The sequence below is a fragment of the Yinghuangia sp. YIM S09857 genome (assembly GCF_051388915.1).
GTDB lineage: Bacteria > Actinomycetota > Actinomycetes > Streptomycetales > Streptomycetaceae > Yinghuangia.
The window spans coordinates 104,424-119,637 of sequence record NZ_JBPKBH010000024.1; the positions used below are offsets into that span (position 1 = coordinate 104,424).

Genomic DNA, 15,214 nt, shown 5'->3' on the forward strand with positions numbered 1-15,214 from the left:
CCGACGGCGTTTCCGACCGGCGTTTCCGACCGGCGTTTCCGACCGGCGTTTCCGTCTGGTGTTCCGGCCTGGTGTTCCCGCCCTGGTGTTGCGCCCGGAGTGCCGCAACCGGAGTGCCGCGCGCGGTGCGTGCCGCGGCGACCGCGGAGCGTGGCGTCGCGGCGCCGTGGTCCGGGAAGACGCAACAGGCGTCGTACGCTGGCCCCGTGAAGGTCATCAGCGTCGTCGGCGCCCGCCCCCAATTCGTCAAGCTGGCCGCGGTGGCCGAGGCGTTCCGCGGCACCGGCCACGAGCACCGCATCGTGCACACCGGGCAGCACTACGACGCCGACCTGTCCGACGTCTTCTTCGCCGACCTGCGCATCCCCAAGCCCGACGTACACCTGGGCATCGGCTCGGGCGGCCACGGCGCGCAGACCGGCGCGATGCTCGCGGCGCTGGACGACGTGCTGCCCGGCGGCACGCTGTTCGGCGGCGCGCGCCCGGACTGGGTGCTGGTGTACGGCGACACCAACTCGACCCTGGCCGCCGCGGTCTCGGCGGTGAAGCTGCACCTGCCGCTCGCCCACCTGGAGGCGGGGCTGCGCTCGCACAACCGCCGCATGCCCGAGGAGCACAACCGCGTGCTCACCGACCACGCCGCGGACCTCCTGCTCGCCCCCACCGACCTCGCGGTCCGCAACCTCGCGGGCGAAGGGCTCGCCGAGCGCACGGTGATGGTCGGCGACGTGATGACCGACATCCTGCTGCGGGTGCGCGACGCGGTCGGCGGCAAGCCGCTCGAACTGCCGGGCGGGGACGAGCCGCACGGCACCGCAGGTACGGACGGCGCCGCGCTCGCCGACGAACTGGGCGCCCGCGGCTACCTCGTGGCCACCGTCCACCGTCCCGACAACACCGACGACCCGGTCCGGCTGCGCGGCATCGTCGACGCCCTCGCGTCCCTCCCGCTGCCCGTGTTGCTGCTCGCCCACCCGCGGCTGCGCGACCGGGCCGAGGCTGCCGGGATCCCGCTGCGGCAGGGCGCGCTGCGGGTGGCGAGGCCGCTGCCGTACCCGCAGATGGTCCGCGCGGTGCTCGGCTCGCGCGGCGTCGTCACCGACTCGGGAGGGTTGCAGAAGGAGGTCTTTCTGCTGCGCCGCCCGTGCACCACGCTGCGCACCGAGACCGAGTGGCCGGAGACGCTCGACGGGGGCTGGAACCGGCTGTGCGCCGACCCCGCGGACCTGGCCGAAACCGTGCTGCGGGACGCCCCGACCCCGGTGTCCGGGCACCCGTACGGCGACGGCCACGCCGCCGAGAAGGTCGTCGCGGCGCTGGCCGAACGCACCTGACCCGGCGGCGCGCCGCACCCCGCACCTCCGGTCCGCGCGTCGTGCTGTACCGTGCGCGCGGCCCCGACCAGCGGCTTCGCCGCCGGGGAAACCCGGCCGGTACGCTGGCCGCACCGGATCACCGTCCGACCCACCTCGACCGAAGGTTTGCGCATCGTGAAGATCTGTGTCGTCGCGCTCGGGAAGATCGGCCTCCCGCTTGCCGTGCAGTTCGCTGCCAAGGGCCACGAAGTGGTCGGCGCCGACGTCAACGCCGCGACGGTCGAGAAGGTCAACAAGGGCGTCGAGCCGTTCCCCGGCGAGGCCGAGCTGGACGTGCGCCTGCGGGCGGTGGTCGAGTCCGGCGCGCTGACCGCCACCACCGACACCACGGCCGCGGTCGCGGCGAGCGACTACGTCGTGGTCGTCGTGCCGGTCGTCGTGGACGCCGAGGCGCGCCCCGACTTCCGCGCGATGGACGCCGCCACGGCGGCGATCGCGGCCGGCCTCAAGCCGGGCACGCTGGTGTCGTACGAGACGACGCTGCCGGTGCACACCACACGCGAGCGCTTCCTGCCGCAGCTGGAGGCCGCGTCCGGACTGGCCTGCGGCACCGACTTCTTCCTGTGCCACAGCCCCGAACGCGTGCTCACCGGCCGCATCTTCGCCGACCTGCGCCGCTACCCGAAGCTGGTGGGCGGCGTCGACGAGGTCAGCGCCAAGAAGGCCGTGGAGTTCTACGAGGCGGTGCTGGACTTCGACGCCCGTCCGGACCTCGCACGCGACAACGGCGTGTGGGACATGGGCAGCGCGGAGGCGGCCGAGCTGGCGAAGCTGGCGGAGACGACGTACCGCGACGTGAACATCGGCCTGGCGAACCAGTTCGCGCGGTTCGCGGACTCGGTGGGCATCGACATCTACGCGGTGATCGAGGCGTCCAACTCGCAGCCGTACAGCCACATCCACCGCCCCGGCGTGGCGGTCGGCGGGCACTGCATCCCGGTCTACCCGCGCTTCTACGCGTTCAACGACCCGGACGCCACGATCGTCAAGGCGGCACGCACCACCAACGCCGGCATGCCGGGCTACGCGGTGGGCCTGCTCGACGGGATGCTGTCGCGCGACGGCGGCCCGGGGCTGCGCGGCGCGCGCGTCGCGGTGCTCGGGGTGGCCTACCGCGGCGCGGTCAAGGAGACCGCGTTCTCCGGGGTGTTCCCGGTCGTCGAGGCGCTGCGCGCGGCGGGGGCCGAGGCGCTGGTCGCCGACCCGATGTACGCCGACGACGAGATCACCGCGCTCGGCCTCGCGCCGTACCGCGCGGGCGACGCCGTCGACGCGGTCGTCGTGCAGACCGACCACGCCGAGTACCGCACGCTGTCCGCCGAGCAGTTCCCCGGCGTGCGTGCGCTCGTGGACGGCCGCCGGGTGACCGACCCGGACCTGTGGGCGGGGGTCGCCCGCCGCACCATCGGCGGCGGCCGCTGACCGGCCCGCGAGAGTTCGGGGTAGCCAGGTGAAGGTGAACGCGGGCAAGGTCGCCGCGGGCGGCATCGCCGCCGCGCTGCTGGCGGTCCTCGGCGTGGTGGCCGTCCAGGCGGAGGAAGTCTCCTCCTGCTGGCAGGACTTCGACACGCTGACCGACAACGAGGTCTTCCCGGACGCCTTCACCGTGCGGCTCGCCGGCACCTACGACGACAAGGCGCTGCGGGCCGCGGGCACGAACCCCGCCTTCCGGGCCGCGGCGGACTTCAAGGGCGACGCGGCCATCGGCGGCCCGGTGTGGACGATCGCCGCGCCCGGGCCGAACCCGGTCCTCAGCGACCAACTCGGCCTGCTGGCCGCGCGCGGCGGCGCCGACCCCGACGACCTGGCGATGTACGAGGGGCGCAACGGCAAGCGCCACTGGATGCGTTCGGCCGTCAAACCGGCGGACTTCTTCATGAAGAACCTGCGCGCGCTCACCTTCGTCCCGCAGTCGGACGGCACCACCCGCGTGCTGGGCGCCGACGCCCGCTCCGGCTACCTCCAGTGGTGCGCCGAGGTGCCGCTGAAGCCCTCCGGAGCGGCGTCCGACCAGGACACCGGGTGGGCCACCGGCACCACCGGGAACGGCCGTACGGTCCTGCTGGTCGGCCAGGCGAAGGGCGCCGCGGCCGGAACCTCGGCCATCGCGACGCAGGACGTCGTGACCGGCAAGGTGACCCGCCAGTGGACCGTCCAGGGCACCTGGACCGACGTCGCCTCCGACGGCAAGCTCGTGTACGCGGCCGCGCCGGGCGCGGTCGCCGCGTTCCGGCCGGGGGTGGCAACTCCGGTGTGGCGCGCGGAACTTCCCGCCGGAGCCGAAACGGCCTTCCGGTCGGTCGCGGACGGGCGCGTGCTGGTCGCCACGCGGCCCGTGGAGGGCGGGGCGGGGACCGTCACGGCCTTCGACGCGGCCGGCAACAAGGCGTGGTCGGTGGGCGGTTCCGACCCGGAGGACGCGATCGTGTCCGGCGGCATGCTCGTGGTGCGCGAGACGCGCGGCGGTGCGGACGGCGTGGCCGCGTACCGCCTCGTCGACGGAACTCCCGCGTGGTTCACCGCGGTTCCCGATCTGAAGACGCTCGCCGACGGCGGCACCGACGGAACCCTGGTCTATCTGCCGGGCGCGAACGGCCCCCGCGTCCTCCGCCTCGCGGACGGCACCGCGCAACCGACCACCCTGACCGCGCCCGTGGACCGCATCCTGGTGAGCGGCCAGCGCATCGTCGTCCAGCACACCGCGTCCCCGGACCTGGCCTGGACGATCGCCTACCTGACCCCGAAGGCCCAAGCCGACTCCGGCACCCCGGCCGAGGACCCACGGCAGCGCTGAACAGCCCGTCGGCACGGGCCGGGCGGGTGCCCGCCCGCGCAATCCCGTGTACCGCGCCGGAGGCCGCGCGTCACGCCGCAGTCCGCGCGTCACGCCGGAGTCCGCGAACAGGCCCGGTAGCGGCCCGACTTGCGGATCCCGGCGGGACGACCAGCGGCTAACCCTTCGAGTACTTCGTCTTGATGCACGACGTGTTGTCGGCGGTGTTCAGCTTCATGTCCTCGCTGGACGGCGGGGTCGCCGATGCGGGCGGCTTCGGGGACGCCGGGGCCTTGGAGGACGAGGCCGGGGCCTTCCCTGTCGGGTCCTTGTCGTTGAGGCCGGGGAAGTCGAGGCCGATGACGACCTCGAACTGCTTGGCGGTCGCGCTCTCGATGACCGCTGTCTCGGGGAGGCCCACCGCGGCGGCGAGCTGCTTCGCTGCGTCCGCCTTGCCCTTGGGGTGGACGACCGAACTGGCGCCCTGCTCGGTGCCCTTCGTCCGGTCGACCGTCGCGGCGTACTTCTCGGCCACCAGGTCGTCCACGACGGCCTGCGCCTTCGGCACGGTGGTCGTGTTGCGCACCGAGACCTTGATGGTGGCCGGGTCGATCCGCGGCGGGGCCGGGGCCTGCGAGCTCGGCGGCGCCGAACCGGCGGGCGCGGGATCGCCCTTGGTGACCGCGACGTCGTTGCGTACCGACGCCCACAGGTTGTCGGCCGCGGGCTGCCGGGCCTGGACGTGCACCTTCGGGTTCTCGTGCGGCACGTCCATCACCGGGAGCGTGGTGAAGGCCATGCGCTTCTCGGGGACCTTCTTGATCTCGTTCCCGAGAGCCACCAACTTCTCGATGCGGTTCAGGCCTTCGTCGACCGTGATATTGCCGGTCGCGGCCTGGGCGATCTTGAATATCGCGGCCGGGTCCTTCCACGTGGCGCTCGTCTTGATCTCGCGCGCCAGTGCCATCAGGAAGGACTTCTGCGCCTCGATGCGGGCCAGGTCGCTCTCCCCGTAGAAGCCGTGCCGGGCGCGGAGGAACATCAGTGCCTTTTCGCCCTGGAGTTTGTGCTCGCCGGCGGTGAGGTCGAGGCCGGTGCCCTGGCCGGTCTTCTTCGGGTCGTACAGCCGGTCGCACAGGGTGATCGGAACGCCGCCCACGGCGCTCGTCATCGCCTTGACGCCCTTGAACTCGATCATCATCCAGTGGTTGATCTTCACCTTGAGCATGTTCTCGACCGTCGCCACGGTGCAGGGCGGTCCGCCCGGCTTCTGCAAAGTGGCGTTGAAGGCGAAGTTCTGCTTGGCGGGCTGTATTTCGCCGTTGTCGAGCTTGCAGGCCGGGCGGGTCACCAGGGTGTCGCGCGGGATGCTCACCACGGTCGCGTTGGAACGGTCGGCGGACAGGTGCAGCAGCAGCGTGGTGTCCGCGGTGCCTTCCTTGCCGTTCGCGCCGTAACCGGTGTTGCCCGAGCCGATGCGCGAATCGGAGCCGATGAGAAGGATGTTCATCGGCGTACGGCCGAACTCGTCCTCCGCCGCCTCCGGGACCTTGTCCACCGAGGCGGTGAGGTCGTCGGTCTTGATCCGGCTGTTGAGGTACTCGTAGTAGCCGTACGCCCCGCCCACGATCAGCACCAGCAGCACGGCCAGGCTGATCGCGGTGATCTTGAGGCGCCGCTTCCCCTTGCCCTTGCCCTTCGGGTTCTTGGGCGGCGGCTGCCGCCTGCCGCGCCGGGTCGGGGCCGGATCCGCGGGCGACGGCGACTCGGTCGGCTCGACCGTGACCACGTTGTCGGCGGCGACCTCCTCCGGCGTCTTCATCCGGTAGGCGCCGGTCTCCGCGTCCATGACCCACAGGTCGGCGACGTCCGCGTCGTCCATCGCGCCGAGCTCACCGCCGCGCTCGTCCTGCGCGCGTCCGTACCCCGAAGCCATGCCGTGTGCGTCCTCTCCTCCGGCGCCGTGCCTCGACGACCGCCTCGTGCCCTGTCGCGGTTCCGGCCGCTACCTCTTCTTGCCAGTGGAGATACAGGCCGTGTTGTCGGCGGTGTTCAGCTTGATCTCCTCGGACGGCGGCACGACCACCGGGGCGGGCGGCGGAGCCGGCTTGCCGGAGGAGGCGGCCGGGATCTTCGCGGTGGGCGAGGTGAGGTCCGGGAAGTCCGAGCCGATGATCAGCTCGAAGGTGTTGCCCGGCGTGGTGTTCTCCTCGACGGCGATCTCGGACAGCCCCACGGCGCGCGCGAGTTGCTTCGCCGCGTCGATCTTGCCCGCCGGGTACTTCACCACGCTGTTGTCGCGCGGGCGGCTGTCGTCGGTCGGGACCGAGGACGCCTTGTACTTGAGCGCGGTCAACTGGTCGGCAACCGCCTTGCCCTTCGAGGCCTTGGTGGTGTTGTGGACCGTGACGCGGATGGTCGCGGGGTCCACCGTCACGACGGGCGCGGGCGGCGGGGCCGCCACGGAGGCCGTGGGCGCGGGTGAGGCGGGCCCCCCGGCGGTGACGGAGGTGTCGGTCGCCAGGGCCCGCCACAGGCGGTCGGCGTCCGGCTGGCGCGGCTGCACCCAGGCCTTGGGGTTGCCCGGGTACGGCTCGGTGGGCAGCGTCGTGAAGGCCATGCGCTTCTCGGGGACCTTCTTGATCTCGTTGCCGAGACCGGCGAGCTTGTCGATGGTGCCGAGGCCCCTGTCGACCTGGAGGTTGCCGACGGCGGCGTTGGCTATGTCGAACACCGCCTTGGGGTTGCTCCACTTCGCGTTGCTCTTGATCTCGCGCGCGAGGGCCATGAGGAACGACTTCTGCGCCTCGATGCGGGCCAGGTCGCTGCCGTCGCCGAACGCGTGCCGGGCGCGCAGGAACTGGAGGGCCTCGTGGCCCTCCAGGCGCTGCTCCCCGGCGGGCAGGACAAGGCCGGTGCCGCCCTGCTTGTTCGGCAGCACGGGGTCGTTGATCGAATCGCAGAGGTTGATCGGCACGCCGCCGACCGCCTTGGTCATCTCCTTGACGCCGTTGAAGTCGATCATCAGATAGTGGTCGACCTGCACGCGCAGCATGCGCTCCACGGTCGCGACCGTGCACGGCGCGCCCGGTTCCCCGGCGAGCGTGCTGTTGAACTGCACCCTGCCCTGGGATGCCGGCTGGACCTTCTTGCCGTCGTCATACTTGCACGCCGGGCGCTCGACCATGGTGTCGCGGGGGATGCTCACCATCGTGGCGTTGGACCGGTCCGCGGACAGGTGCATCAGGATCGTGGTGTCGGCGAGGCCCGGGTGTCCGGTCTCCCCGCCGATCTGGTTGCCCTTGCCGAGCCGGGTGTCCGAGCCGATCAGCAGGACGTTCAGCGGTCTCCGGCCGAACTCGTCGACGGGTGCCTTCGGGATCTCCTCGACCGAGCCGCTGCGGTCGGTCTTCTTGATGCGGCTGTTGAGGTACTGGTAGTAGCCGTACGCCCCGGCCACCAGCGCGACGAGCAGGACGACCAGGGATATCGCGGTCCACTTGAGCCGCTTCTTGACCTTGCTCTTGGGACGGCGGGCGGGCTCGGTCCGCGGCGCGGGGGCGGTGTCGGGGCTGGTCCCTGGGGCGGTACGCGGCGGTGCGGCGGCGCGGGCGGCGGGCACGGCGGGCGCGTTCGCGGCATTGGCAGCGTTCGCCGCGTTCGCCGTGTTGGCGGCGGATTCGCGGTAGAGGCTGTCGAACGGGTTGTCCTCGGGCGCCGCGCGTCCCGGAGGGGACGCGGCGGCGGCCGCCTGGCCTCCGGCCGCGGGCTCGTCGGGCGTGCGCAGGCGGTAGTGGCCGGTGTCCGGGTCCATCACCCACAGGTCGGCGACGTCGGCGTCGTTCATGGCATCGAGGTGGTCCCCGTGCCCGCCCGACCTCGGCCCATTCCCTGTGCTCACGACCCGCTTCCCCTCCCAATTGCCCGAGTCGACTGCGTTCGACGCCGTGCCCGATGGTTGTGCCCGACGGCTGGGTTCGTCACTGCCCGGGCCGCGCAGCCCGCCGGTCGCGGTCTGGTGGTTCCACCGTGTTCTCGGCTGCTTTTCGGCCCGCGTACGAAACAGTCACCCTAGCGGGCAAGTTCGCGGCACTGTGCGGCAGTCGGCAAACCTGTCATTTCAAGATTGGGGCGAAATATTGCGAGAACGCCCAATCCTGCGCGCTGGTGATCGCTCGATGCCAACTTTCTTTTCGATTTGTATACGTTCGCGGCCCTCATGAGCAGGAGTCCTGCTCCACGGTCCGGCCCGTGACGGTGACGATCGGCCCGGCCGGAACCGACGGCGTCGGGGACGGCGCGGCGGTTGTCGCGCCGGGGGCGGCGCCCGGTGCGGCGGTGCCGGTCGGCGTGGCGTCCGGCGAGGTGCCGTCCGGGGGTGCGGTTCCTGGTGTCGTGCTTCCTGGTGTTTTGGTGCTGGGTGTGGTGCTTCCGGGGGTTGTGTCCGGTGTCGCCGACGGCCCGAACCGCCCCGGCGACGAAGCACCCGACGGGTGAGACGTCGTGCGGCGCCCCGGCGGTTGCGTCGCTCCGGACGAGGGCTTGGCCGTCGTCGCGCCGGGGGCCGGGGCGTCGTCCTCGACCGGTGCGGGCGCGTCGATGCGGACGCTGCCGCCGGGCTCCACCAGCGTGCCGGGATCGGCCTTGCCGACCGCGACCCGGTCGTACCGGATCGCGGTGAACAGCGCGTCGGCGTCCGGCTGGACGAGCTCGTCGCGGTTCGTGTTGTAGCGGTACTGCTGGCGCGGCACGGTCAGGAACGCCGACTGCTCGGAGGGGATGTTCGACACGCTCTTGGACAGCTTGGTCAGCTCGTCCAGCGAGTCGAGGCCCGGGTCGGCGGTGATCGAGCTGGTGCCGGCGTCGAGCAGGTCGTACAGCTTCTTGGGGTTGAACAGGACGCCGTCCGACTTCACCTTGTCCATCAGCGAGGCGAGGAAGCGCTGCTGCCGGACCATGCGCTGGGTGTCGCTGCCGTCGCCCAGCTCCTTGCGGGCCCGGACGAACGCGAGGGACTGCTCACCGTTGAGCTTCTGCTGCCCGGCGTCCAGGTCCAGCTTCGCGTCGTAGTCGCGCAGTGGCTCGGCCAGGCAGACCTCGACGCCGTCGACCGCGTCGACCATGCGCTTGAAGCCGGTGAAGTCGATGACGATGTGGTGGTTGATCTGCACCCGCGTCATCTGCTCGACGGTCTTGATCGTGCAGGCCGACCCGCCGATCTCGAACGCGTGGTTGAACTGGTCCTTGTACGCCGCCGACATCGAGCCGTCGTCGCGGACGCAGGACGGGATCTCCACCATCAGGTCGCGCGGGATGCTGACCGCGACCGAGCTTTTCCGGTCGGCGGAGAGGTGCAGCAGGATCGTCGTGTCGGAGCGGCGCGTGGTGTCGTAGATGTTGCCGTACTTGATGTTCTCGCCGGTGCGGTCGTCGGAGCCCATCAGGAGGATGTTGACCGCGCCGTAGGCCTCCGGCATCACCGGCGGCCGGTCGAGGCCGATCTTGGGGGCGACGTTCTCCGAGGTGATCTGGCCGTCGAGGTGCCGGACCATGAGGTACGCGGACGTCACGGCGGCCCCGGCCAGGACGGCCATCGTCACCACCATGCTGACCAGCACGCGCCGCAGACGACGACGGCGCCGCTTCGGAGCGGGGGTCACGGGCGGCGCGGGCGGCAGGAGTTCGCCGAGCACGGGGGTGGGGTCAGGTGCGGGGACGGAGTCCGGAGTCGGGACGGGGTCCGGGGTCGGGACGGGTTCGGGTACGGCGGGCTGCTCGGCGGCCATCGGTGCCGACGTGTCTGTAGCCGTGTCTGTTGCCGCCGGCTCAAGGGCCGGTGGCGTTTCGGGTGTTGAGCTCTCGGGGGCGGTGGCGTCCAAGGCGTCGGCCGCGGGGGCGTCCGCCGGTCCGTCACCTGTCGGCGCGGTTGCCTTGGATTGCGTCGGCTCGGTTTGCGTCGGCTCGGCTTGGGGCTCTTGGGCTGGAGTCCCCTCGGCCGCGGGGTCCTCGGCGGCGTCGTCCGGCGTGGGCGGGACCGGGGGAGCGGTCGGGGCGTCCGGCCCCGGATCGGGGACCGGACCTGACGCAGTCTGGTCCTCTTCGCCTTTGCCCACGAGGTTCCCGCTCCCTGCCACGCGATATGGATCGGCCCCCGCGTCCGGTCGTACGCAGCGGCGAACTCCCGGTGGCCGGTGTCCAGATAGACGTACCGGCTGACAGGTGAGTTGCATGTCGCGTGGCTCATGTGAGCCAAGTCACATCACAATGCTGTGACGCGGGGCGACGAAGCTGTGCGCCGGGCTGCGGGCACGATACGTTGCGTCGTTCGGCCGGGCCGACACCGGGGGTCGCGGCACCCGCCCCCCAGCCGTTTCGCGGCGGTCGCCCGTCCGTCGCCCGTCCGGTCCGCGTCCCCGCGGCCGTGCTTCCCTTCCACGGCTGTTCGGCGTCCCCGCGGCGCGGCGCCCGCGGTCAGGTCGCCTTGCAGATGTCCTGGTCCCCGTCCCGGGTCGACACCTTCAGCGGCGGCGGCGCGGAGGACGGCGGCGGAGCGTCGGCCGGTGCCCCGCCCGGCGGCGCGACCGACTTGAAGGACGATCCGATCGTCAGCACGACCGCGTCCGTCGCGGACTTGCGCGGTTCCAGCACCGCCCCCGGAATCGCGGCCGCCAGCGTACGGGCGTGGTCGGTGAGTTCGGGGCCGTGCTCGATGGTCGTGCCGCTCGTCGGTGCCGCCGCGTTGCCGGTGGAGTCCACCACGAAGCCGCGCTCGGCCAGTTCGTCGCCCACCTCGCGTGCCGCGCCCGGGCGTCCGCTGCCGTTCAACACCTTGACGTGCACCTTCGACGCCGGGACCGGCGGCGGGGCGGGAGCGGCGGCCGGGGGAGCCGCACCCGGCCTGCCCGGCGCCGCGGTCTGGGCCGGAGGCGCGCCGGAACCGCCGCCGGGCTTGCGGCCGTTGAGCGGTTCGTCGGCGTTGACGGCCTGGAAGAGGCGGCGCGCGTCCGGCTGGATCAGCTCCAGGCGGTTCTTGTCCGTCGGCGAGTCGAAGACCGGGACCGTCACGAACGTCATGTCCGACGTCTTGACGCCCTGCACGCTGCGCGCGAGGTCGACGAGCGCCTTGACCGAGTCGAGGCCCTCGTCGGCGCGGATCGACTTGGTCAGCGCGTCCGCGAGGTTGAACAGCCGGGCGGGGTTGAGCAGCACCTTGCTGCTGGTGATCTGCTTCGCGAGCGACGCGATGAAGGCCTGCTGGCGCTTGATGCGGCCCAGGTCGCTGCCGTTGCCGCCGATCGCCTCGTCGTGCCGGAGGCGTACGAAGTCCAGGGCCTCCTTGCCGCCGACCGTGCGCTTGCCGGCCTCCAGCGAGATCTTGCCGGTCTTGTCCTGCACTGCCTGCGGGAGGCAGATCTCCACGCCGCCGATCGCGTCGACCATGCCCTTGAAGCCGGAGAAGTCGACGATGATGTGGTGGTCGATGCGCATGTCGGTCATGCGTTCGAGGGTGTTGCGCGTGCACGCCGCGCCGCCCAACTCGTAGGCCGAGTTGAACATCTGGCGCTCGCGCTCCGGCGACTTGGCGCCGTTCCGCATGACGCACGGAGGCACCGTCACGAGGACGTCGCGCGGGATGCTCATGACGACCGCGTGCTTGCGGTCGGACGAGAGGTGCAGCAGCAGCGTGGTGTCGGAGCGTTCGCCCTCGTCCTTGCCGCCGCCGAGCGCCTTGTTGGCGCCGGCGCGCGAGTCGGAGCCGATGATCAGCAGGTTCATCGGCTTGCCCTTGCCGTTGCCGCCCACCTCGGGGCGGTCGGCGCTCAGTTTGCCCTCGACCGAGTCGGTCTTGATGTTGCCGTTGAGCGTGCGGTAGGCGACATACGCCGCCGCGACGCCGGTCAGCAGCAGGAGCGAGCCGACGACCACCAGCGGGATGACGATCTTGCGCCGCCGGTTGCGCCTGCGTCGGGCGCGGCGCTGGGCCGCGCGGCCGCCCGCGCCGGAACCGCCTTTCGTTCCGCCGTCCTCGGTTGCGTTGCCGGACGGAGTGCGCTTGTCGGCCATGCTCCGTCGTCACCTCCCCGCACGCGGTTGCCCCGGGGGCAGGCGATCGCGTCGGTGTGACCGCGGCGCGTGGCCGGCCGGGGTTCAGCCTTCGGAGTCAGTGATCGTACGGGTGACTCGCTCGGTCGAAATCCGTCGTTCCAGGGCGGATTCGTCCAATCGTTCGATGTTCCGGCACAAAACCACAGGTACAGACGCCGCGAGCGGTGCAAGCAGGCCCGCACGCAGTCCACTCTCACGAGTGAACGGAAGAGCCGAGAGGAGGCGGTCGCCGGACGTCAGGCCCCACTCCTTCGCGGCGTCTGCACCGACCTCGGCCAACTCGGCGGCGGAGTACTCGCGGCCGCCGAGGTCGAGGGCGGGGGCGTCGGGTGCCGTGGGGACGTACGGGACGAACCGGTCGCCGTGCCCCGCGACTTCCGCCGCGTAGTCGAGAAAGCCCTCAGGTGCGTCGGCGAACCGCGCCCCCATCGGCCGCAGCGCGAGCGCGACCCGCTCCCCGCCGCACGCACGGGCCTCGTCGAGCGTGTCCGGCCCGGACACCACCAGGTCCGCATCGGCGGGCGCCCCGCCGGGCACCACGATCAGGCCGACCGCCCAGCAGGCCATCAGCCACACCTGCGTCTGCCAGTGGGCGGGCAGCAGCAGCGCTGCCCGCTGCCCCGGCTCGGCGCCGAGGTCGTCCTGAAGCAGGTTCGCGGTCTTGGCCACCCAGTTGTCGAACGTGGCCACGGACAACTCGACCCGCTCGCCCGTCGCATCGTCGTAAAACGTCGTGAACGGCCGCGCCCCGTCCGCAACGAGAGCAGCACTCAAAAGCCCACCAGGCGTCCCAACCATGCGGCCACTGTAAACGCCCCCGCCCAGCGGCCTGAGCGGATGCCGCCGAGCGCGCCCGCTTCTGGGTGCCCCGCCCCGACACCTGACCGGCCGCCGCTGAGCGCGCCCGCCTCTGGATGCCCCGCCGCGCCATCTGAGCGAACGTCCCTGAGCGCGCCCGCGTCCGGGTGCCTCACCCCGTCATCTGAGCGGACACCGCCCCACTCCCGGGCGCCCGCCCGTTGAATGCACGAGTGCGTCGCCACATCTCGGCTCGCCGCCCGCGCTCCGCACGCCTCGCCATTCGCGGGATCCACGCTTCGCTCGTTGGTGCGCGGCGGGGTGGGTAGGCGGCCGACGCGGCACGTCGGTGGTCGGGCCTGACAGCCCTCGACGCGATCGTCCGCGAGGCATGGGTGGCCGTCGCGCCTCGTCTCCACGACCCCGCAACTGGCCCATCACGCCCCCGCCATCTCCCGAGCGTCAGGCCGCGTCCTCTCCTCTCGCGGTCGACCCGTGTGCCCACCCATCCATCTGCCCCCCAACACCCCTCGCCACTGCGCTATTTGGGTGGCCTTCTGCGGATGAGCACTACACGGCGGACACGGAGGCACCAGAACACAGTTGTGCTCCCTGCGAGCCCCGTTCTGTCCGCAAGTTCCCGAAGAGGTCGTTGTGACACCCCAGTCCGCGCGCGTGCCCGTGAGTCGGCTCCTGAAGGTCTCCGCGCTGCTGGCGGCCGTCGTCCTGACGCCGGTGCTGTCTCTGCCCACCCACGCGGTCGCCGCGCAGGAGACTCCCGTGCCGGTGTCCGGGGCCTCGTACACCGTCGCCCTGCCCGGCCTCCCCGGAGCCGACGTGCGGAGCCCCGGCCCGGGGCAGCCCGCCGTCCTCGTCCCCGCCCGGTCGACCCACGACTTCTCCCTGGTCGGCGTCTCGTGGGACGACCCGTCGGCGCGGCCCGACTTCGAGGTGAGCGTCCGTACGAGGACGGCCGGGGCCTGGACCCCCTGGCGCCCGCTCCACACCGGCGACGCGATGGGCCAGTACGCCGACGCACCGCGCCCCGCCGCCGCGCGCGGTGCCACCGAGCCGCTGTGGGTGGGGCGTTCGGACGCCGTGCAGGCTCGCGTGGAGGTGCGCTCCGGCCGCCTGCCTGGTGGGCTGCGCCTCGACCTCGTCGACCCCGGAACCTCGCCCGCAGATGCCCGCATGACCGGGCGGGCCACCGACGCGGCCCCGGGGCGCGCGGCCGGGCGTCCGGCCATCGTGACCCGCGGCGAGTGGGGCGCCGACGAGACGCTGCGCGACCTCGACGTGAAGTACACGAACACCGTGAAGGTGATGTTCGTGCACCATGACAACAACACCTATGCCACGTGCGCCGACTCGCCGTCCGTGCTGCGCTCGATCTACCGCTACCACGTCGAGACGAACGGCTGGGCGGACATCGGCTACAACTTCCTCGTCGACCGCTGCGGCACCGTTTTCGAGGGCCGTGCGGGCGGCGTCGACAAGCCGGTGCTCGGCGCGCACACCCTCGGCTTCAACACCAACAGCTCGTCGGTCGCGGCGATGGGCACGTACACCGACACCGCACCGCCCGATGCGCTCCTCGACTCCATGTCGCGCGTCATCGCCTGGAAGCTCGGTCTCCACGGCGCCGACCCGCTCGGCAAGGCGCAGTTGACGTCGGGCGACAGCGGCAGCCGGTTCCCGGCCGGAACCAACGTACGGTTCAACGTGGTCTCGGGACACCGCGACGCGTTCAACACCGAGTGCCCGGGGGAGCGGCTGTACGAGGCCCTGCCGAAGCTGCGTCGCGGCGTCGAGAGCCTCATGCGCTGACCGCGGCCGACCCGCGAACCTGCACGCACCTCCGGGCACCCGCGTGACCCCCCCGCGTACCCGCGTGACCCCCCCCGCGTACCCGCGCGTGCTCCGTAGGAGACCCGCGCGAATGCGCGCGCACCCGCGCGTACTCCGGGCGAGACCCGCGTGAGCCCCGCGCGCACCCCCGCCCCTACGACCCCTTCCCCACCATCCACTCCAGCCGTTCCACCAGCGGCTCCACGACCGCCTGCGGCGTGAACCGCTCACGGGCCAGCTCCACCGCCGCGCCGCGCAGGCGCGCCACCTCGGCCGGATGGCCGGCCATCCGGCGCAAGGCGTCCGCCAGGGC

General features: G+C 72.1%; 9 protein-coding genes. 4 read left to right on the forward strand and 5 right to left on the reverse strand.

The genetic code is table 11. The annotated features are described in order from the left end of the window. Window positions 1-206 precede the first annotated feature (206 nt). From wecB to ACRX5S_RS35140, 3 genes are all read left to right on the forward strand, one after another. Window positions 207-1,334 (forward strand): non-hydrolyzing UDP-N-acetylglucosamine 2-epimerase, encoded by a 1,128-nt coding sequence (gene wecB, locus ACRX5S_RS35130; protein WP_436777270.1) that lies wholly within the window; start codon window positions 207-209, stop codon window positions 1,332-1,334. 156 nt (window positions 1,335-1,490) lie between these two features. Beyond that, entirely contained in the window at window positions 1,491-2,798 is a 1,308-nt protein-coding gene (locus tag ACRX5S_RS35135; RefSeq protein WP_436777271.1) for a nucleotide sugar dehydrogenase, read from the forward strand. A 34-nt stretch (window positions 2,799-2,832) separates the two neighbouring features. Next, window positions 2,833-4,170: a hypothetical protein gene (locus ACRX5S_RS35140; RefSeq protein WP_436777272.1), complete on the forward strand. Its 1,338-nt coding sequence runs from the start codon at window positions 2,833-2,835 to the stop codon at window positions 4,168-4,170. Between the two features lie 157 nt (window positions 4,171-4,327). Here the strand turns inward: ACRX5S_RS35140 and ACRX5S_RS35145 are convergent, their stop codons facing one another. From ACRX5S_RS35145 to ACRX5S_RS35165, 5 genes are all read right to left on the reverse strand, one after another. Beyond that, complete coding sequence (locus ACRX5S_RS35145; protein ID WP_436777273.1) at window positions 4,328-6,085, reverse strand: LCP family protein; 1,758 nt, start codon at window positions 6,083-6,085, stop codon at window positions 4,328-4,330. A gap of 69 nt (window positions 6,086-6,154) precedes the next feature. Continuing rightward, a complete protein-coding gene (locus ACRX5S_RS35150) occupies window positions 6,155-8,050 on the reverse strand; it encodes an LCP family protein (RefSeq protein WP_436777274.1) in 1,896 nt (631 codons plus the stop codon). 316 nt (window positions 8,051-8,366) lie between these two features. Next, entirely contained in the window at window positions 8,367-9,935 is a 1,569-nt protein-coding gene (locus ACRX5S_RS35155; RefSeq protein ID WP_436777275.1) for an LCP family glycopolymer transferase, read from the reverse strand. Between the two features lie 685 nt (window positions 9,936-10,620). Then, the gene (locus ACRX5S_RS35160; protein WP_436777276.1) at window positions 10,621-12,213 is read right to left on the reverse strand and encodes an LCP family protein; all 1,593 of its coding nucleotides are present in this window, start codon (window positions 12,211-12,213) and stop codon (window positions 10,621-10,623) included. Between the two features lie 84 nt (window positions 12,214-12,297). After that, window positions 12,298-13,053 carry a TIGR03089 family protein gene (locus ACRX5S_RS35165; protein WP_436777277.1) on the reverse strand — a complete coding sequence of 252 codons (756 nt, stop codon included), beginning with the start codon at window positions 13,051-13,053 and terminating at the stop codon, window positions 12,298-12,300. Between the two features lie 654 nt (window positions 13,054-13,707). On the opposite strand from ACRX5S_RS35165, the gene ACRX5S_RS35170 reads away from it, so the two are divergent. Then, window positions 13,708-14,880, forward strand: a complete 1,173-nt coding sequence (locus tag ACRX5S_RS35170) for a peptidoglycan recognition protein family protein (protein ID WP_436777278.1) — start codon at window positions 13,708-13,710, stop codon at window positions 14,878-14,880. Window positions 14,881-15,214: the final 334 nt, after the last annotated feature.